The sequence below is a fragment of the Acinetobacter sp. A47 genome, assembly GCF_000805455.1.
GTDB lineage: Bacteria > Pseudomonadota > Gammaproteobacteria > Pseudomonadales > Moraxellaceae > Acinetobacter.
Genome location: NZ_JSUS01000032.1, coordinates 418,307 through 437,945 on the forward strand (window position 1 = coordinate 418,307; position 19,639 = coordinate 437,945).

Here is a 19,639-nt window from a genome sequence, read left to right on the forward strand (position 1 = left end):
GTTGTTCTTCCTAATGTTTGAATCCATTGATTTTGTGTTGATCTGGAAAGCGCCATGCATACGGCAAAGCACACAGGATCAGGACCGTACAAAACATAAAGAGGTCCTGAATGCCCTTAAATGAATCCAGTGCGGTATGAGGCGTCGTCTGGAAAATATCCTGACGTAATTGCAGATATAAGGCAGCGAGTACCACGGCAACGGCGGCAAAGAGCCGACGGAACAGATTGTTTAACGCCGCCGCCTGAGTAACCAGATGCTGTTGTTGCTGACGTAAGCTGTTGAGCCCTGCCGTGGTCGATGGCATATAGGACAGTCCCATCCCCAGACCATGCAACATCATGCAGAAGATAATGAACCAGACATTTTTGACCGGTGCCCATGCCAGCAAGGCAAAGGACAATGCAGTAATCACCAGCCCGAGGCTCATAATTTTTGCAGCGCCGTAACGATCGAGATATTTACCTGCGGGCTGGCTGCATAAACCGGTGACCAAGGCACTACTCATCAAGGCCAACCCTGTCCAGAGTGGGCTGAGCTGCAAACTCTGCTGAATCCACAGCGGTACCAGCAACATGCCAATAAACAGGCCCACCGTTTGCGCCACACAGATCATCAAACTAAAGCGAAAACCTTTTGCCGCAAACAATGCCGGCTCAATCAATGGACTGGCCTGATTTTTTTGCCTTCTGGCAAATAGCCAGAATGTCAGGATGCTCAATGCAAGCAATAGCCAATAGAGCGGCTGTGAGATATCTTCAAGTCGATGAATCTGACTCAAAGTACCTAATAACAAAATAATGCTCAGACTCAGGCAACCAAAACCGATCCAGTCAAAACACTGGCTGATATCGCCTTGTTCTTTGGGCAGGTACAGATATCCCAGCCATAATGCGATGCAGGCAACTGGCAGGTTAATAAAGAACAAAGCCTGCCAGTCGAGCCAGACCAGAACCAGTGCGCCTAACATCGGCCCAATCGCCAAAGTCAGCATGATCATGGCACCCCACAAACCTGTGGTACTGCCCCGTTGTTCGCTTGGCGTGACTGAAAAAATCAGGCCGAGTGACAATGGAATCATCAGGCCACTACAAAAGCCTTGCAATGCTCTTGCAATCAGCACAGATTCAAACTGGTTGAATAAACCGCCGAGTGTTGATGCCAAGGCAAAACACAACAACGCCGTTAAATAGGTTTGCCGTTTGCCAAAACGCTGGCTGAAATACCCCGCCAGTGGCAAGCTGATACTCATGGCCAGTAAAAATGCAACCACCACCCAGCTTGCCCAGATTTCACCAATCTGGAAATACTGCATCAGTTGGGGGATGGCAGGATTAAAACTACTGTTGTTTAAACTGACAGTACCTGTCCCTAACATGACCGTGAGTAAAACATAGCGCTGCAAGCTAGCTTGTGCCGCCTGATTGATGGGTACAGAAGACCGTTCCATGTGTGCGATTCCCCTGTTGAGCTTAGTCAAGCTGCTCTGACAGTTTTACCCGAGCATAAAAAGCGGGAGAAGTATGCCGGAGCTGTCCCGTTTTATGCGTAACACGGGATAATCCTGAATCGGCCAGCTGTACAGGGTTTCGCGCAGGTTGTTCTGACATTCCAGAGGGAGCAACGCCAAATTGCTGATAAGACTGGGCCTGATCCAGCTTAAACAGCTCTTTGCCTAATAACTGATTGGCAATGGTAGCGGCCCGATGCGCGCCCAAACCCAGATCTGGCGTCCCGACACCATGATGGAAAACTTCCATATTTTGCAGGAAAATCCGTCCATCACCCTGATAGTTCACCTCAAAACCGGCACTGACTCGCCAACGCCCGGTTTGATCCAGAGCAATCAAGTTTTGCAGGTTGTCCAGGAAGGCCGGTTTGGGATAACGATAACCTGTGGCTGCGATAACACTGTCTGCATCCAGTACATAAGATTGAGCTTGCTGCTGATGCTCGAAACGCAAACGGATTTTCTGGTTTGCCAGCACTTCTGCCTGCTGTAACTGGTGATGTCCAGCCAAGGTCACATCAGTCTGCTGACCACCGATACTCCGGTGATACAGCCGTTCGTAAATATCACGAATGGTTTTACTGCTGATGCCTTTATACAGATTGGCCTGTTGCGCAGGTAATGTAGCCTTTAATCCTGCAGGTAAATGATAGAAATACTGCATATAATCCGGACTAAAATGCTCTAGTCCTAATGGCGTATTCTCCATGGGGAAAAAACCCGCAGAGCGTGTCAGCCAATGCAAATGGAAATCAGGCGTGGCTTTGCCTTGCGCATATTGACGATCAAACAGGTCAATAAAAATTTCTGCCGCGGACTGGCCTGAACCAATCAACACCACATTGCCTTTTAACTGCGCAGGACATTGCTTTAAATATTCAGCCGAATGTAAGCATTGCTTTGTTTTTGGATAGGCCTGCTGCAAACTTTCAGGCAAATGTGGCACTGTGCCGATACCCAAAACCAGCTGACGTGTCTGATAGCGTTGCGTTTCGCCGTTACTCAACACCTCAACCTCAAAACCGCCCTTGACCGGTTGCACATCTACAACACGGCTATTAAAGCGGATATGCTCGAGCTGCTGTACCACCCACTGGCAATAGTGGTTATATTCCTGACGTGGAATATATAGGTTTTCACGGAAGTAAAACTTATATAAACGCTGCTGATGCTTTAAATAATTGAGAAAACTATAAAGACTGGTCGGTTCAACCAGACTGACCAGATCCGCCATAAACGGCACTTGCAGTAAAGCATTGGGTAGCTGCATCCCCGCATGCCAGTCAAAGCCATCCTTTTGCTCAAAAAAGCGATATTGCAGGTCACTTTTGTGTTGCAGCAAACTGGCCAGACTTAAATTAAAAGGCCCCAAGCCAATGCCGATAAAATCAAGCATAGCTTACATCCTTCTGCTCAATAAACAGCGGATTTTGCAATTGCACATACACTGATTGATGCTCAACCGGCGCAATCAATTCATCCAGCTCATGCAAGCGTGTCAGCAAATTACCTTTATATGGCAAGGTTTCATTAAACAATAAACCCTGTAACAAGGTACTGTCAGGATATTGCTGCAATACATCCTGCAAGAACACCTTCAAATGCTCAAGCAGCACATCTTCGCTCATATGGCCCGTTGCACCAATCGCATTAATAATGCCGAATAAGGTATTGCCAAAGAAATAATAGCTGAAACGCTCATCAACGAAATCTTTCGGCCCCACTGCAAATGCTTTTTCTTTTAGCTCAGGTAAGGCCTTTAAAATTTCAGTGGCAAATTCTTCAATATAGTAAAAGCCCTGATTGTCTCGTAACCACAGGGTCTTGGGAAAATGGTTCTCCATTTCCAACAGCACATTTTGCTGATGCGATTCAAAGGCCATGCCATAACGATGATAGAGATACATCAACGGCTGCAAACTCACTTCAAGGAAGCGGTTAAACCACTCCAGTGCAATCTCGGAAAGATCCATTTCAGGATGTGCTTTGGCAATGTTTGCAAAAAGTGCATTAAAGCGGTTTAACGGCTTGCCCGGATGATCCTGACACAATGAGGCAATACAGGTCACTTGTTGTTGCGGACTAAAAGGCTGATCACGGAAAATACAGATACTTTCATTGACCACTTCACCATCAATTTGCAAAGCCATCCATGCAGGATCATTGACCGCTTTCAGAGTTGGGCAGTTTTTCAAGATATTCTGCCCAAACTCGCTGTGCCATAAACGATGGGTCAGCTCACCACGGTGACATTCTTTGGCCAGATTGACACGGATTGAATTGGTAATCATCACCGAAAGTGACGGTTTCACCATCCACGGCGCATTAAAACTTGCCAGCGTCCGGACTGAAGTGGTCGGTGCAAATTGCCAGCCACGTAACCCCAGATCAATCAGCTGTCCGGTTTGTTTCAAACGCTCAAACCAGGGTTTGCTTTGCAGATAACGTGCCTGCCAAGGATGTAAAGGCAGCAACTTATACTCGGTATGAGTGTTGAGCAGCTTGAGATCGTGTTCAGACAAATACCATTGCAACGCACTTTTAAGCTGGGCTGAAATGGCTTCATCAGTCGCGCTACCTTCGGCAATATAATTTTGGTGCACAAACCAGTAATGCAGTTGAGTTTGTCCCTTATTTTCCGGAGAAAACCTGTACCAGTCTTCATGTACAAAACCCGTCCGGCTCTTTGGTGCAGGATGCATGCTGTGCCCAAGGACTAAAGCCTGTTCAGATTCAATGAAATTCTGACCTGCCTTGACCAGATCATCAAAGTCATGTTCACGCTGGACTAAAAACTGCTGTAAAGCATCGCGGCTCTGAATCCATTTTTCCATTAGAGAAGCTGCATCTAATGCCAGTCCGGACTCAAAAATCAGTTCTTCCAACAGCAGCCCAACGATGGCAACCGGACTAAATGTTCTGATTTGCCCGTGAATCATAATCTGTGGAAAATCGGCCAGGCGATGTCGCCCGACCCGACTGACATAGGACAGAGGAAAATAGCATTGCGCTTGAATGGAGTGGATCGGAACGGTTAACAGCGTCAAACCTTGGCTAAACGCATGTTGTTGTGGACTCTGCTGATTTTTATCAAGCAAATGACCTTTGCCTGTTTCTTGCGTATAGGCGTTGACGAAATGTTGTAGCGCCAACCGATTAGCAAGTGATTGCATCCGACTGTATCCTTTTTGTCCAAAGTTCTGGTTTATTTTTCGAAATGTTTTAGGCCATAAACATATCCTGAACGGAACTTAAGTCCGCTTAAGATTAAGCTAATGATAATTATTATCATTTATATTTTCAATTCTATAAATTTCTGCAATGAAACAATCTAATCATTTGAAATAATTTACTTTTTATTAGATATACGCGAAATTAGATACAAAAAGATAATAATCGTTCTTATTTAATAAAATGATGATTCAATCAATATTGATAGCTTTTTATGATTTTTAAATTGCTTAAATTACAGCAAATTAGAGAAATAAATCCCAAAACAATGTATTTATGTGCCTGTATTATCAAAAACTATCTTCTACAGGCTCAATTACTCCACCGAATGAAGATAAAGAATAAAATGATGATTTCGCCTATTGCGCTGTTCACTATTTTCTCCACTATAATGCCGAAAATTTAAAAACAATCTCAGGCTGAGATCTCAGGAACGATGATGGAGCGCTATAAAAGCCTAAATAAAAATTTAGATGTAAAAGGTATTATTCCCTTTCTATCGATTGGGGGATTCATTTTATTTTCCAATGCATCTTTTGCAGCATCTTCCGCTGAAGCAACCCGTACGGACAACAAGTCAGAATTACTCCCCACCATTACCGTGCAAGCATCACGATCCGATGAGCTCTCCTCTTCTGCCAAGCAAGTCACGCGACTCGATGAACAGCAAATTGAACTTTTGAAAAATGCCTCATCAGGCAATCTCGCGACTGTGCTGGCTAAAGCAGTACCCGGCTTATCCGATTCGAGCCGCACCATTACCGATTTCGGACAAACCTTACGTGGGCGTAATGCATTGATTCTGGTGGATGGCGTGCCGATGAATTTAACGCGTGACACATCCAGAGGACTTTCTGCGATTGATCCGCAAAGTATTAGTAGCATTGAAGTCATACGCGGCAGTAATGCAATTTATGGTAGCGGCGCAGCGGGTGGAACCATTTCAATCACCACTAAAGCGGCTGGCGGTGAACCTGCTGCAAAAACCGTGATTGGCTTACAGAGTCCGCTCACCAATATCCGTTCAGATGCTTTCAGTGGCGATATCCATCAATATTTTTCAGGCAGTCTGAATAACTTCGATTATGCCCTGGATTTTGGCTATCAAAGAATTGGCAGCCCCTATGATGCAAGAGGAAAGCGGGTTGCACCCGAACCTAGTCAGGGCGATCTGTTTGATGCCGATGCCTATAGTATCGGGGCTAAACTCGGCTATCACCTGGACGATAATCAGTATCTACAACTGGCTGCAAACTATTATAATGCCGAACAGGATTCCGACTATGCTTCTGATCCGAGTGTTGCCCAATTACCACCAGGTCGCGTCCCTGCCAAGGCAATTAAAGGACTGAAATTAAAACAACAAAATAAAAATGAAAACCAGATTTATAATCTGACTTATAGCCATAAAGATTTATTTGGCAATAAACTCGATGCCCAGATTTATTACCGCGACTTTTTCACCCGCTTTGCCCCCTTTGATGCGCGTAAAGTACCGACACGCGGAGGACAGGTCGATCAGGTCTACCAAAACAATAATGTGCTGGGTAGTCGCTTAACCGTCACGACACCACTTGAGTTTTTAGGTGACACTTCACTGGTCTGGGGTGGAGATTTTAGCCGTGAAAAGAGCGAAATGCCGTTAGATACTTTCGATCAAGATATCTATGATCAATCTGGTGGGCTAGAATTCGTCAAAACTGGAAAGCTGATTTATTTACCTGAACTTACCACCCAGAGCGTGGGCGGATTTGTACAGTTGAAACATCGTTTTAACGATCAATGGTCGGCTGAAGCTGGCACACGCTATGAGGACAGTTTTGCCAAAATTAACAGCTTTGTGCCTTTGTCCCAGCTTAAAGAACCTGATCCCTATACCGTTCAAGGCGGTAAAGTAAAAGCGGATGCATGGCTCTACAATGCCAATCTCACCTTTGCACCAAGCGATGAACATTCGATTTATGCCTCATTCAATCAAGGCTTCCAGCTACCTGATGTGGGAATTGTCATCCGGAATGCTAAAAAAGATTTTGATTTAGGTTCTTCATTCTTAGAACCCGTCAAAGTGGACAATTATGAACTCGGCTGGAATGGCCATTTCAACAATTTCAGTTCCAGTCTGGCTGTATTCCACTCAACTTCCGATCTTGGCGGTGTACAATCCTTTGGCAACGGGTTAATTCTGACCCGAACCAAGGAAAAAGTAACGGGTGTAGAGGCGACGCTGGATTATCTTGAAGATGCCAAAGTCTGGGGTGCTGGTGGGAGTGTGACCTGGATGAAAGGACGTGAGACACCGAAAAATAGTCATACTGAACAGGATATGACTGGTTTCCGTATTCCGCCGTTAAAAGTGACCGCTTATATTTCCTATAGCCCGACCGATACCTGGACCAACCGTATTCAGGCGACGTATTTCGGTGCAGAAGACTACCGTCTCAATGGTAACAATAGCTTTGGACGCTATGATGTCAAATCCTATACCACAGCAGATTTAATCAGCAGTTTTGCCATCAATAAACAAGATACGATGACGATTGGTATCGAGAATATGTTCAATCGTGAGTACTATCCGCTTTATAGCCAGCTCATGCGTAATAGCAACAATACCAGTCACCTATTAGCGAGTGGCGTAACCGCTAAAGTCTCTTATACGCATAAGTGGTAATCAGTCGATCAAATACGATAGATATCTGCTGATATCTATCGTTGTTTCAAGCATCATCCTGTTTAACAATTAAATTCCGAATAGCTTTAAAAACAAGCATTAATATTTTTAGATATCAAGTACATCAGCAAATTCAGCGCCCAGTAATCGGGCCAGATCTTTCGGATCAAGGCCAATATCAAGTCCCCTCTTGCCGCCACTCACATATATCTTGCTCAGAGATTGCGCCGTGGCATCAATCACCGTTTTAAGACGTTTCTTTTGGCCTAAAGGGCTGATTCCACCGACCAGATACCCTGTTAAACGTTCGGCATCTTTTGGATTGGCCATTTGCAATTTTTTACAGCCAACTGCGGCAGCGACTTTTTTCAGGTTAAGCTGGTGATTGACCGGTAAAACCGCAATAAAATAATTTTTTTCGTCGGTGACCATCAGGGTTTTAAATACTTCTGCGACATTCAAGTTGAGTTTTTCGGCGGCTTCCAGCCCAAAACTTTTGGCATTGGCATCATGTTCATATTCATGAACTGAAAATGATATTTTATTCTTTTCTAATAACTTGCAGGCAGGTGTCATGTCTTTTCAGGTTTTACTTTAAGAATAACGGGGTGGTCAGTGTAGCATTGAAAAAATAAAGATTAAATTTGCTTAGGCTATTTTGCTACTCCTTTTTTCTTGATAAATGTTCAGATAGCCTCATATATTGGCTAAAGATGACAGGTACAGGCGCGAACAATTTATGAGTTATAAGCATAATAATTTAATGGCAATGCGCCAGAATTATTGGGATGATGAACATTCTTCTACGGTACAGACTGAAAAACAGTTTTTGCAAAACCTGCTGGTTGAAGAAGGTGTGTTCAAGGAAGCCTCTCTGGAAGACACCAAATATTTTTTCTTTACACTCCCCAGTATTATTATTGTGAAAGCTTATGCGCTTGGCTTTCATCATAGTGAGGTAAGACGGATGCTGGTAAAGCATATTCACACCCACAAACCTGCATTGATGAAACGTGCTGCCTTAAAAATTCAGTTTAAAATTTAGTACATAGCTATAGCAGGGTCTAAAGACAGAAAGAAAATTTGCTTAGGCTATTTATAACCTTTCCCCTGTTGTGCAAATTTAGACTGATAATTCAAGAGATTGAACTATTTTAATACGTTCAAAAGCGGTAATATCCGCTACAATTCAAGTCTCGGCTTTCAGCCCTCCGATTTCAGCATAGGATTTTTCTTTCATGTCAGATCAGAACGATAAGCTTAAGAATCTAAAAACCTCCTCGGTGGATCGTCGCTTATCTATCGCAAAAGCTTCTTTACTTGCTGGAACACGTTGGGCAACCGCAAGTGCAACTTCTCTTTTCTCCAGCGAAGAAGAAAAAGAGAAGAAACGTAAAAAAGCCATGGCTGAACAGGCTCACTATCTGGTTTCTGAAATTGGCAAACTCAAGGGTTCAATCGTCAAGATTGGCCAGATGATGGCCTTATACGGCGAGCATTTCCTGCCCGAAGAAATTACACAGGCATTAAATACCCTCAACAATCAGACCGTAGCCCTCGCCTGGCCTGCGATCAAGGCGCATTTACAGGAACAGCTAGGTTCAAAACTGGACGACCTGACCATTGATCATGAACCGATTGGTACGGCTTCACTGGCTCAGGTGCATCGTGCAATCCGTAAATCGGACGGTTTAGAGCTGGTACTTAAAATCCAGTATCCGGGTGTTGCCGAAGCAATCGACTCCGACATGAACCTGTTCAAGAACATGTTAAAGCTGACCCGCATGGTGCCGCAAACCCGCGAATTTGATCAGTGGTTTGATGAAGTCCGTGACATGATGCATCGCGAGGTAAATTATAGTATTGAAGCAGCAACCACACGTCGTTTTGCCGAACGCCTCAAAGATGATCCCCGTTATATCGTTCCACAGATCGTTGATGAGTTTTGTGCAGATAAAGTGCTCTGTATGACCTTTGAACGCGGTGTTCCGGTCAATAGTCCTGTCATGCTTTCACTTCCTCAAGAGCGCCGCAACCAGTTGGGCGAAGCTTCGCTAGAGATTGCAGTACGTGAACTGTTTGAATGGGGTGAAATGCAGACCGATCCGAACTTTGGTAACTATCTGGTGCGCTTAGGTGACGGCGATCAGGTCAAAGACAAGATTGTGTTGCTCGATTTTGGCGCCATTCGCCAGTTCGACAATAACCTGCTGACCGTAGCCCGTAACCTTATTCAGGCTGGCTATGATCACGACAAGAACGCGATGGTCAAGGCAATGACTGGCTATGAGTTTTTTGATGGCATGCCAGAAAGCATTAAACCGGGGATGGCGGATGTGTTCCTGATCGCGACAGAAGCCTTTAGCTGTCCGGAAAATAATCCGGATATGCCAGCTGGGATTATGGATGAGCAAGACCGCTATGACTGGAAAAAAAGCCAGCTGCATAGCCGTGTGATGCAACAGGCCGGACAATCAATGGCTTCCCGTTATTTCTCGGTTCCGCCAAAAGAATTTATGTTTATTAGCCGTAAATTCATCGGTGCCTATACGTTCATGACCGTGATTGATGCAAAAACCAATGTCCGCAAAATGATTCGTCAATTTACGTGATCAATCATTTCCAGTGACATGATAAAAAGCCTGTCCATTCATATGCACAGGCTTTTTTATTGCTATTTATTAAAAGTTATACTGTTAAGCACAGGTTTCTGCTACTTTTTTAATTTCATATGGCAGTCCCACATAGTTTTCTGCCAAAGTGGTTCTGCCCGCTGTCGATCCTAAAATATAACTGAGTTCAGCCTGTTTGATTTTATGATCAAACTCGCTTTCGGTTTCAAAGCGATGCAGCAAATGCGTCATCCACCAGGAAAAACGCTCGGCTTTCCAGACCCTTTGTAAACATTTTTCCGAATATGTATCAATGCCCTGAGATGAACCCTCAATATAGTATTCAATCAGTGCGCTCGACAGATAAGCAATGTCCGATGCGGCCAGATTAAGGCCCTTGGCCCCTGTTGGTGGCACAATATGTGCTGCATCTCCTGCCAGAAACATATTCCCGAAACGCATCGGTTCAGTGACAAAACTACGCAACGGCGCAATACTCTTTTCAATTGATGGCCCTGTGACCAGCTTGTCCCTGCTTTCAGGGTCTAGACGACGTTTTAATTCTTCCCAGAATCGCTCATCTGACCAGTCTTCCACCTGATCGGTCAATGGCACCTGTACATAATAACGGCTGCGAGTCTCGGAACGCATACTACATAAAGCGAAACCACGTTCAGACTGTACATAGATCAATTCATCTGCCACTGGCGGTACATCGGCCAATACCCCTAACCAGCCAAACGGATAAACCTTTTCAAAGGTCTTGATCTTGTCTTCAGGCACACTGGCACGGCAAATCCCATGATAGCCATCACAACCGGCAATAAAATCACACTGGATTTGAAAGGCTTTGCCCTGATAGTCAAAATGAACTTCTGGCGCATCATAAAAACCATTGACCTGTACATTTTGCGCTTCATAAAACGATACAAGCTGTGCAGCCTCACGCGCAGCCATCAGGTCTTTGGTGACTTCGGTCTGTCCATAAACCGTGACCTGTTTACCGCCAGTAAGACCAGACAAATCAACACGATGTTTCTGTCCGTTGGAAAGGATCTCAATTCCTGAATGCGGTAGTCCTTTTTCTTTTAAGTGTCGGTCGACACCAGCCTGCCGGAGTAAATCAACCGATACCTGCTCCAAAATACCTGCGCGTATGCGTGAAGCCACATAGCCGGCACTGCGTTGCTCGATAATGATATGCTCAATTCCGGCTTTATATAACAGTTGTCCCAGTAACAATCCTGCTGGGCCAGCACCAATAATGGCAACTTGTGTCTTTAAAATTTCCATGACCTTATCCTTGTGATCTCCTGCCTTTTAAACTACTGCTTTTGTTTTTTGTATACGATGTATCCAGAGCGAAAATAACCGTTTATCATTTCATTTGTCCGGATAGCGGACACGAAATCAGGATGATAAGGAAGAAAGGATGTCTTCGATCAATGCTTTTCTCGAGCACCCAGGCTCACATGAGCGTATCCGCCAAGAAGACTACATTGCAGGTTTAGCCAAAGGTCTGGCCTTGCTGGAAGCCTTTGGAACTGAACGGCAGCGTCTGAATGTTACACAAATAGCAGAACGTACCGGCATTAGCCGTACAGCTGCACGCAGACATTTAAAAACCTTAAAATACTTAGGCTATTTAGATACCGACGAGCATTATTTCTGGCTCACCCACCGGGTTTTACGCCTGTCCAGTTCTTATCTCAGCTCGGCACATCTGCCGAAAATAGCCCAGTCCTTTCTCAATCTTTTAGCTGCCCAGACCTCTTTAACCTTTTCCATCGTGGTATTGGATGACAATGAGGTGGTGCCAATTGCGCGAAGCTATTTGCCACAGCAGGACAACTTACGGGTCAGCCCTTATGGTATGCATTTGGGCAATCGCTTACCTGCCCATGCCACTTCTACAGGCAAGGTTTTATTGGCAGGATTGCCTGAACAGGCGCAGCAGGACTGGGTCCAAAGCTATGGCTTGAAACGTCTGACACCTTTTACCCTCACCGACCCGACCCGATTCATGCAGGTGCTGAAAGATATTTCATTTTCGGATTATTGCTTATCAAAAGAAGAACATGAGCTGGGTGTAATTGCGATTGCCGTGCCTGTACTGAATGCCCAAGGTCAGGCCATTGCAGCCCTTAACTGTATGTCACAGACCAACCGGGTTCAGGAAGATTACCTGATCCAGCAAATTTTGCCTTTACTGCGTAACACCGCCAATGAACTGCGAAATATAATTTAAATTTCAAATACTTATACTTAAAGCAACCTGTTATGGAGTAACCAAGGCTTCTTTGATCCAGTATATTTTGTCTAAAAAAACTTCCGCTATTATCAAATAAGCACAAGTTCGTTCACATAGAAAAGTCACAATTTTACAAGAAAAACAATCAAGGTAGATTTGAATAAATATCAACCGCTTACCGATCTAATTTTTTTAACAGCCTAAATTGTTGTGAAAACTGCTGCATAAAAAAATTGACAGGAATTTTAAAACATAATACATATAGTATTATATGTTATATTTTAAAACCAAAAGACAAGGAAGAACACATGTCTAAAACTCAACTCAAACATTTTATTAACGGTGAATACGTAGAAGCACAAGGAAAGGATTATTTTGATCTGGTCAGTCCGGTAACAGGTCAGGTTTATGCCACCTCTCCCAATGCCACCGATGCAGAAGTCGATGCTGCTTATGCAGCAGCAAAGCAGGCCTTTAAAATTTGGGGTCGCAGTACGCCCGCTGTCCGTCAGAAAGCCCTGCTTGATTTAGCCGATGCGGTCGAAGCCAATGCTGAACGTTTAATCGAGGCACAAAGCCGTAATACAGGCCAGCTCAAGCACCTGATTGCTTCTGAAGAAGTTGCTATTTCTGCCAATCAGATCCGTTTCTTTGCTGGTGCTGCCCGTCTGCTCAATGGTTCAGCAACTGGTGAATATCTAGAAGGCTTGACCTCTAGCATTCGACGTGAACCCGTTGGTGTAGTCGGTCAGGTCACCCCCTGGAACTACCCGTTAATGATGGCGGTCTGGAAAATTGCACCAGCCCTAGCTGCCGGGAATACCGTTGTGCTCAAACCAAGTGATACTACACCTGAAAGTACCCTGCTGCTGGCAGAACTTGCAGCGCCATTTTTCCCCAAAGGCGCATTCAATGTGGTTTTAGGTCAAGCCAATGTTGGTGCTAAAGTGGTTTCACACAAAACCCCTGCACTTGTATCCATTACAGGTTCGGTACGCGCCGGTTTACAGGTCGCCGCATCTGCCGCTGCCAATCTGGCCAAAGCGCATCTTGAACTGGGCGGTAAAGCACCTGTCTTGGTATTTGCCGATGCAGATCTTGATAAAGCAGCCGAAATGATTGCCATGACCGGTTTCTTTAATGCCGGACAAGACTGCACTGCTGCGACACGTGTAATCGTAGAAGAATCAGTGCATGATGAGTTTTTGGCAAAACTGGTGGCAGCAGCAAAAAATACCCGTTTTGGTGAGCCAGATGATCAGGATGCGCTTTATGGTCCGTTAAACAATGCCAACCAGCTGAAAAATGTACAGTCATTCATTGAAAGGCTACCGGCACACGCCAAAGTTGAAACGGGTGGCAAACATGCCAACCGTCCGGGTTTCTATTTTGAACCTACCGTGATTAGCGGTTTACAGCAACAGGATGAAGCCATCCAGAAAGAGATCTTTGGCCCGGTGATTACGGTTCAGAAATTTACAGATGAAACCGATGCCATTGAAAAGGCCAACGATGTTGACTATGGCCTTGCTTCAAGTGTCTGGACAACCAATCATGCCCGTGCCACGCGGCTATCGCGCGAGCTGGATTTTGGTACCGTCTGGATCAATACCCATATTCCTTTAACAGCCGAAATGCCACACGGCGGTTTCAAAAAATCGGGCTATGGCAAAGATTTGTCAGGTTATGGCTTTGAAGAATACACACGTATCAAGCATGTCATGAGTGCAAATGAATAAGGGACACGGAACGGTCAGGAGCATAGAATGGATATTCAGGAAACCAAACGCCTTGTGAGCAAGGCTCATCATGTCTTGTTTAATTTACATGATCTTGATGCTTTAGATCAGTATTTTTGCAAGGATTTTATCGAACATTCCCCTCTGGTTGCAGATGGGCTTGCGGGCCTGCGTCAACTGATTCAGGACTGTCCCGATATTCGCCATGAAGCAATTCGTGTGCTGGGAGACGGCGATCTAGTGGCCATTCACGGGCGTTTTCACGGTCTGGATGCAACACCTTTGGTGGGTTTTGACATCTACCGGGTGCAAGATGGCAAGATTGCTGAACATTGGGATGGGCTGGTGGCCGAAGCGCCAGCCAATATCAGCGGTCGCACCCAACTGGATGGCCCGACCCAAATTGACGACCACGCTGACCGTGAAGCAAACCGTAAAATCATCCGAGAATTTTTTCAAAAGGCCTTGATTGAAGGAGACTATGAAGCGTTCAGAGGCTATACCGATGGCGATCATTTCCTGCAGCATAGCCCCGATATTGGTGACGGGGTAAATTCCGTTATTGATTTCCTGAACAAAATCCGTCATGAAGGACAAGGTTTGGTATACTCCAGAACACACCGGATGATTGCCGATGGCCAGTTTGTCCTGACCCATTCCGAAGGCAGTATTGCAGGAAACCGGCATGCCTATTTTGAGTTATGGCGTCTCGAAAACGGCAAGATTGCAGAACTTTGGGATGCAATCCCTGCCGTTCCGGAAGACAACCAGGCCATACACAACTTTGGTGTGTTTTAACCCATGATCCGTAATTAAGCGAAGTGTTACAACTTCGCTTTTAGAGAACCCGCTATGTCAGCATATACGATAATCTTTGCACCGATCACCCAGTCAACCCGCTCGGAACAGGTGGTTGAACGCTTGGAGAATGCGATTATCTCAGGACTGCTTAAAAGTCAGGAGCAGCTTCCCAATGAGGCTGACCTGGCGCGTTTAATGGGGGTTTCACCCATCACGGTGCGGGAGGCGCTCACAACCCTGAGGGTAAAAGGCCTGATTGATACACGACGTGGCCGGAATGGTGGAAGTTTTGTTTGTGAATTACCGGCTGAGCTACGTCTAAGCCTGCACCCTTTACGTCAGGCGTCCAGTGAATATCTGGCCGATCTCGGCGAGTTTCACAGTGCGATTTTATGCCATAGCGCCTATCTGGCCTCACAAAGAACCACCAAAGAAGAACTGGACAAGATTAGAGATTTGATTGAACAGTTTCATCAGGCAGGCGAAGCAGATCTGCGTGCCCAGCTGGATTTACGCTGTCTACTGACCCTGACCTCGTTTGCCCAATCGGCACGACTGGCCAATCAGGAACTGTCTATACAGGCCGAATGGGCACCACTCATTGCGGTTTTGTACCAAGATGATGTCTTTCACCAAGCAGTTGTAGATCAATACCATAAAATTTTGTCATCATTTATACAGGCAAATGAAGATGAAGCCGTTGTGCAGATGAGAAAAATCATCACCATGCAAACCGATCAAATGCTGCAATATAAGTTATCAATCCATTAAAACAAAAAATAAGGGATATCCCCAAGCATCTGGTCTTAAGAATATGGAATTTCAGGAGTTACAGGAATGACCCAACCAACACCAATAGAAGAGCTTCAAACGCTGCTGGAACAAGTCACTCAGGAGACCTCGTCTCTGGCAGCCTGTCTTGCAACCAAGACAGGTCAGATTCTGGCCAGAGATAAAACCGAACATATCAAGCTTTCTGCGATACAACGCACGCAACTGCAACACGAAATCAAGGCCGCCCTGCAGCAGAGCCAGTATAGTCAGGGCATGGGCTTTGCCAGTTATAGTCCGGCAACCCAAGCCGAGCAGGAATACTGGACACTGGAGTGGTGGTATAAGAAAGAAAATCAGTTACAGCAAGCACAGCTGGAAAACTACCAGAATGCCCAACGCTTTCTGGATTTCCGCACTTTTGAATGGTTCCAGCAACCTGCTACAAATAAACAGCCGTGCATTTATGGGCCTTATGTCGATTACATCTGTAATGGCGCTTATACCATTACCATCGCTCATCCGGTGATGATCAATGATCAGTTTGTCGGGGTGATTGCCATTGATGTACTGGTTTCAGCGCTGGAAAAAGTATTGCTTCCTCAATTGAAAAAAATCAAGCAGAAAGCAGTCATTACCAATCGTATTGCCCGGGTCATTACCTCCAATGACATCAGTATCAGAACCGGCACACTCCTCAAGCACCTGACTAATCCCTCTTATAGTAACGTAACGGGTCAGTCGTTCCAGCTCGTGATGATCTAGCGTTAAGCAGACCTCAATTCGGCTTTTAACGCCCCTTTTCCTGTAAATCCCTCTCTTTGGCTTGCTAAAACAGGCCGGGGGATCTTTTGCCTAAAAATTACAAGTGCTTTTCCGGATAGAAAACTACAATAGAACAGGTTAAAACAATATGGAACCACAATCTGCTTCAACTTAAAAACTCTCATTATGGCAAGTGACTGTGATCGGCATTGCTTATATGACTCCCATGACGGTATTTGACACTTTTGGCATTGTTTCAGGTATTACCCAGGGACATGTGCCCTTGGCCTATCTATTGGCACTGTCTACCATGCTCCTGACCGCTTTTAGTTATGCACGCTTTAGTAAATATACTGAAAAAGCAGGTTCTGCCTATACCTATACCTATACCTATACCTATACCGCAGAAAGTATCGGGTCTAAAAGCGGCCTGTTCGTGGGTTGGTGTACACTACTTGATTATTTATTGCTGCCTTTAATTAATGTCTTGCTGGCAGCCATTTATTTAACCGCCCTCATCCCCAGTGTCCCCTACTGGTGCTGGGTCATTGTGACGACAGGTGTGGTAACGCTGGTCAATTGTTTCCGTATCCGCCTGCTTGCCAATCTCAGCCTGTTTTTCGTATTTGCCCCGATTATCCTGATGATCATTTTTGTGTATCTGGTGATTCAGGGGATTGGAAGCAGACAAGGTTATGCATATGTACTGACCTTAAATCCTTTATGGCATGGTCAACAGGCGTTATTGCCGCTGGTTGCAGGTGCTTCGGTACTGTGTTTTTCTTTTCTGGGTTTCGATGCGGTGACCACATTATCGAATGAAACCAGACAGCCGACCAAGACCATTCCTCGAGCAGTCCTGCTGACCACACTTTTTGGCGGAATGATCTTCTTTACCGCATCCTGGTTCATTCAGCTGTATTATCCTACCAATGCGCGTTTCCAACATCCGTCAGAAGCATTGCCAGAAATCGTACTTTATGTCGGCGGCGCACTATTTCAGTCAATTTTTTTATGTGGACAAATCATGAATACCCTTACTTCTGGCCTTGCCTCTCATGCCAGTGCGTCCCGCTTGCTCTATCTCATGGGTAAAGATAATATTTTCCCTCAAAAATATTTTGGAAACTTGCATGCTTCCCTAGGCACGCCATTTTTTTCTGTTCTGTTTGTTGGTGGCATTTGCCTGACTGCCATCTTTTTAAATCTGGCCCAATTGATCAGCCTGATTAGCTTTGGAGCACTGGTCGCCTTTACCGCTGTTAATTTTTCAGTCTTTGTCCGCTTTTACATCAGGGAAAAACAGCGTTCAGGATTTAAAAATAAATTCTTCAATCTTTTCTTACCACTACTCTCGGTCATTAGCATTGCTTGTCTCTGGATTAACCTTGATTCATCCGCCTTAAAATTTGGCAGTTTCTGGTTAGCGATGGGCGTTTTTCTGTTTATTTACAAAGTTCTCAGAAAACAAAAAATGAGCCTAAGCAATGCCTATTGAGCAGCACATCTTGCTGTCTCTGCTAATCAGCAGGTGGCATGTATTCCTGCAAAAAGTTACTGCATTTTCCGGTAACTTTTTTCTGGATTGAGACAAAGTGACACCCAAACGGGCAAACAGGTTGAGCTGATTGCAGCAGCACTCGTTCCAGTCAGGGGTGATCCTAACTAAACAGCACATGATATCAACCACACGTTTAATCCGTCAGATTTCTGGTTTGATCTGATGATCTGACTGAAAATCGCGATAAGTCTTACGTTGCGGGGAATCTTCGGCTAGAGGTTGTACTTCTGTCATGGTACTTAGACAACGCTGTGCCAGCTGGATATATTCTTGTGTACCTTTTATTTTCCAGTTCCGTTCTTGCTCTGATAAATCGCGAATTACTTTTGCCGGACTGCCCATAGCCAGTACATTGGCAGGAATGTGATCCTTGGTTTTCACCAGACTGTTGGCGCCGATAATGCTGTTTTCCCCGATCTCGGCATAGTCCAGTATCACACTGTTCATGCCGATCAAGGCATTCTTGCCGATACGGCAGCCATGCAAGGTCGTCGCATGCCCAATGTGCCCCATTTCCTCAATCAGGGTGACACTTTGCGGAAAGCCATGAATGATGCAGCCGTCCTGTACATTGGCATGCTGCCTGATCTGAATCCGCCCAAAATCGGCTCGCAGTGAAGCAAAGGGCCCGATATAAACACCGGCTTCAATGATCACATCACCAATCAGCACGGCCGTAGGATGAACAAATGCCTCAGGATGAACAACCGGAACTACACCATCAATACTGTAACAAGGCATCAGCCATTCTCTCATTATTTTGGCTCAGGCCACCAAAACGCCGCCAAAAATGTGCAGTCGCATTGGGCATGGGCCCTTCCGAGGTTGCCGCAACCGACAGGAAATAGTCATCTGCGGCTTCAAAGACTTTTTTATAAATATTCATGGATAACGTACGTGCCTTGACCGCCGGCCAGTCTGTCGATAACAGCTCTAATGGCAAAGCCGGGTCTTTAAGCAAAATCCGACGATAATAATGAATCAGTAAAGTCCTGATCTGAAAGGCCTGAACCGGTTCAATCTCTTCTTCTTCCTGCATCAGAATTGCACCAACTTCCCGGAACATATCCAGAAATTGCAGGTAACGTTGCCGTAACTCATCAATCGGCCAGTTGGTCTCGAGCATGCGGCTAATCGTGTCGGTCGAGTTATTAAACAGCTGCAAGGTTTCTGCCTTGAACACCACCACCTGCTCACTCATGTTGAGATCAAGCAATAACTTTTGTAGCTGTAGCCTGTTCGAGCCGGGATAAGCCATCAGGTTGGTCGAGATACTGGCGAAGCCTAGCCATTCCAGTTCTTTCTTCAAAAAAGCCTTGTTGTCCGTATCCAGACTCGACATCAGGATCAGATCCCAGGAATGATCCCATTCCTTCATCTGATCGTTATAAATCCGTTGCTCGGCCTGTAAATACTTGGAACGGCTGGCATCAGTAATGCGATAGAAGCTGGTTCTGCCAATCCTGTCCGAATCAAGCCAGTCATTTTTGACCAGCCGAAAAACAGAAGTGCGTACCGCACGATCATTAAAGTCAAACAGCTCCATTAGCTGAATCAGGCTAGCCAGACTGATATTACCGCCACGATGTAGCACTGAATCCCCAAAAATAGTCGAAATCAGCGAAGTTCCACTCAAGGTTTCATTCTGGATAATCGAATCAATAATTTGCTGTAGCTTTGCACTCATACGGTTATCTTGGTATCTAGATTCAGGGTATATAGATACTATA

The 19,639-nt window shown here is 45.2% G+C and carries 15 protein-coding genes and 1 pseudogene; 9 read left to right on the plus strand and 7 right to left on the minus strand.

From position 1 onward, the window contains the following. Positions 1 to 10: 10 nt before the first annotated feature. From OC23_RS08510 to OC23_RS08520, 3 genes are read right to left on the minus strand one after another with little or no spacing between them, the layout of a single operon-like run. The gene (locus OC23_RS08510) at positions 11 to 1,450 is read right to left on the minus strand and encodes a DHA2 family efflux MFS transporter permease subunit (protein WP_038344165.1); all 1,440 of its coding nucleotides are present in this window, start codon (positions 1,448 to 1,450) and stop codon (positions 11 to 13) included. 22 nt (positions 1,451 to 1,472) lie between these two features. Beyond that, positions 1,473 to 2,906 carry a lysine N(6)-hydroxylase/L-ornithine N(5)-oxygenase family protein gene (locus OC23_RS08515; RefSeq protein WP_038344166.1) on the minus strand — a complete coding sequence of 478 codons (1,434 nt, stop codon included), beginning with the start codon at positions 2,904 to 2,906 and terminating at the stop codon, positions 1,473 to 1,475. Then, the gene (locus tag OC23_RS08520; protein WP_038344167.1) at positions 2,899 to 4,683 is read right to left on the minus strand and encodes an IucA/IucC family protein; all 1,785 of its coding nucleotides are present in this window, start codon (positions 4,681 to 4,683) and stop codon (positions 2,899 to 2,901) included. Before OC23_RS08520 ends, OC23_RS08515 begins: the two co-directional genes overlap by 8 nt. A 497-nt stretch (positions 4,684 to 5,180) precedes the next feature. Between OC23_RS08520 and OC23_RS08530 the strand changes: the two genes are divergently transcribed. After that, positions 5,181 to 7,409: a TonB-dependent receptor gene (locus OC23_RS08530; RefSeq protein WP_038344169.1), complete on the plus strand. Its 2,229-nt coding sequence runs from the start codon at positions 5,181 to 5,183 to the stop codon at positions 7,407 to 7,409. Positions 7,410 to 7,517: 108 nt separating this feature from the next. On the opposite strand, the gene ybaK is transcribed toward OC23_RS08530, so the two are convergent. Further along, positions 7,518 to 7,985 carry a Cys-tRNA(Pro) deacylase gene (gene ybaK / locus OC23_RS08535; protein WP_038344170.1) on the minus strand — a complete coding sequence of 156 codons (468 nt, stop codon included), beginning with the start codon at positions 7,983 to 7,985 and terminating at the stop codon, positions 7,518 to 7,520. A 163-nt stretch (positions 7,986 to 8,148) separates the two neighbouring features. On the opposite strand from ybaK, the gene OC23_RS08540 reads away from it, so the two are divergent. Together OC23_RS08540 and OC23_RS08545 are read left to right on the plus strand one after the other, a co-directional pair. After that, on the plus strand, positions 8,149 to 8,454 hold the full coding sequence (locus tag OC23_RS08540; RefSeq protein WP_038344171.1) for a hypothetical protein: 306 nt from the start codon (positions 8,149 to 8,151) through the stop codon (positions 8,452 to 8,454). A 193-nt stretch (positions 8,455 to 8,647) separates the two neighbouring features. Further along, positions 8,648 to 10,021, plus strand: coding sequence for an ABC1 kinase family protein (locus OC23_RS08545; RefSeq protein ID WP_038344172.1), 1,374 nt, complete (start codon positions 8,648 to 8,650; stop codon positions 10,019 to 10,021). 84 nt (positions 10,022 to 10,105) lie between these two features. Here OC23_RS08545 and pobA read toward each other — a convergent pair whose 3' ends face one another. Next, on the minus strand, positions 10,106 to 11,314 hold the full coding sequence (gene pobA, locus OC23_RS08550) for a 4-hydroxybenzoate 3-monooxygenase (RefSeq protein ID WP_038344173.1): 1,209 nt from the start codon (positions 11,312 to 11,314) through the stop codon (positions 10,106 to 10,108). A gap of 139 nt (positions 11,315 to 11,453) precedes the next feature. Here pobA and pobR point away from each other — a divergent pair, with 139 nt between their 5' ends. From pobR to OC23_RS08580, 6 genes and pseudogenes are all read left to right on the plus strand, one after another. Further along, positions 11,454 to 12,269: an IclR family transcriptional regulator PobR gene (gene pobR / locus OC23_RS08555; protein ID WP_038344174.1), complete on the plus strand. Its 816-nt coding sequence runs from the start codon at positions 11,454 to 11,456 to the stop codon at positions 12,267 to 12,269. A 311-nt stretch (positions 12,270 to 12,580) separates the two neighbouring features. After that, positions 12,581 to 14,011: a gamma-aminobutyraldehyde dehydrogenase gene (locus tag OC23_RS08560; RefSeq protein ID WP_038344175.1), complete on the plus strand. Its 1,431-nt coding sequence runs from the start codon at positions 12,581 to 12,583 to the stop codon at positions 14,009 to 14,011. 27 nt (positions 14,012 to 14,038) lie between these two features. Further along, entirely contained in the window at positions 14,039 to 14,809 is a 771-nt protein-coding gene (locus OC23_RS08565; RefSeq protein WP_038344176.1) for a nuclear transport factor 2 family protein, read from the plus strand. Between the two features lie 54 nt (positions 14,810 to 14,863). After that, positions 14,864 to 15,583 (plus strand): FadR/GntR family transcriptional regulator, encoded by a 720-nt coding sequence (locus OC23_RS08570; protein WP_038344177.1) that lies wholly within the window; start codon positions 14,864 to 14,866, stop codon positions 15,581 to 15,583. 66 nt (positions 15,584 to 15,649) lie between these two features. After that, complete coding sequence (locus tag OC23_RS08575; RefSeq protein ID WP_038344178.1) at positions 15,650 to 16,348, plus strand: cache domain-containing protein; 699 nt, start codon at positions 15,650 to 15,652, stop codon at positions 16,346 to 16,348. Between the two features lie 175 nt (positions 16,349 to 16,523). Next, a pseudogene (locus OC23_RS08580) lies at positions 16,524 to 17,846 on the plus strand (APC family permease); the annotation flags it as partial. A 204-nt stretch (positions 17,847 to 18,050) separates the two neighbouring features. Here the strand turns inward: OC23_RS08580 and OC23_RS08585 are convergent. Then, positions 18,051 to 18,650 carry a carbonic anhydrase gene (locus tag OC23_RS08585; protein WP_038344179.1) on the minus strand — a complete coding sequence of 200 codons (600 nt, stop codon included), beginning with the start codon at positions 18,648 to 18,650 and terminating at the stop codon, positions 18,051 to 18,053. Further along, entirely contained in the window at positions 18,631 to 19,596 is a 966-nt protein-coding gene (gene paaX, locus OC23_RS08590) for a phenylacetic acid degradation operon negative regulatory protein PaaX (protein WP_038344181.1), read from the minus strand. Before paaX ends, OC23_RS08585 begins: the two co-directional genes overlap by 20 nt. Between the last annotated feature and the right edge of the window lie 43 nt (positions 19,597 to 19,639).

What these genes read in the sequence shown, in the direction of transcription:
- OC23_RS08510 (WP_038344165.1), bottom strand. Translation starts at nt 1,450, where the DNA reads ATGGAACGGTCTTCTGTACCCATCAATCAGGCGGCACAAGCTAGCTTG.
- OC23_RS08515 (WP_038344166.1), bottom strand. Translation starts at nt 2,906, where the DNA reads ATGCTTGATTTTATCGGCATTGGCTTGGGGCCTTTTAATTTAAGTCTG.
- OC23_RS08520 (WP_038344167.1), bottom strand. Translation starts at nt 4,683, where the DNA reads ATGCAATCACTTGCTAATCGGTTGGCGCTACAACATTTCGTCAACGCC.
- OC23_RS08530 (WP_038344169.1), top strand. Translation starts at nt 5,181, where the DNA reads ATGGAGCGCTATAAAAGCCTAAATAAAAATTTAGATGTAAAAGGTATT.
- ybaK (WP_038344170.1), bottom strand. Translation starts at nt 7,985, where the DNA reads ATGACACCTGCCTGCAAGTTATTAGAAAAGAATAAAATATCATTTTCA.
- OC23_RS08540 (WP_038344171.1), top strand. Translation starts at nt 8,149, where the DNA reads ATGAGTTATAAGCATAATAATTTAATGGCAATGCGCCAGAATTATTGG.
- OC23_RS08545 (WP_038344172.1), top strand. Translation starts at nt 8,648, where the DNA reads ATGTCAGATCAGAACGATAAGCTTAAGAATCTAAAAACCTCCTCGGTG.
- pobA (WP_038344173.1), bottom strand. Translation starts at nt 11,314, where the DNA reads ATGGAAATTTTAAAGACACAAGTTGCCATTATTGGTGCTGGCCCAGCA.
- pobR (WP_038344174.1), top strand. Translation starts at nt 11,454, where the DNA reads ATGTCTTCGATCAATGCTTTTCTCGAGCACCCAGGCTCACATGAGCGT.
- OC23_RS08560 (WP_038344175.1), top strand. Translation starts at nt 12,581, where the DNA reads ATGTCTAAAACTCAACTCAAACATTTTATTAACGGTGAATACGTAGAA.
- OC23_RS08565 (WP_038344176.1), top strand. Translation starts at nt 14,039, where the DNA reads ATGGATATTCAGGAAACCAAACGCCTTGTGAGCAAGGCTCATCATGTC.
- OC23_RS08570 (WP_038344177.1), top strand. Translation starts at nt 14,864, where the DNA reads ATGTCAGCATATACGATAATCTTTGCACCGATCACCCAGTCAACCCGC.
- OC23_RS08575 (WP_038344178.1), top strand. Translation starts at nt 15,650, where the DNA reads ATGACCCAACCAACACCAATAGAAGAGCTTCAAACGCTGCTGGAACAA.
- OC23_RS08585 (WP_038344179.1), bottom strand. Translation starts at nt 18,650, where the DNA reads ATGCCTTGTTACAGTATTGATGGTGTAGTTCCGGTTGTTCATCCTGAG.
- paaX (WP_038344181.1), bottom strand. Translation starts at nt 19,596, where the DNA reads ATGAGTGCAAAGCTACAGCAAATTATTGATTCGATTATCCAGAATGAA.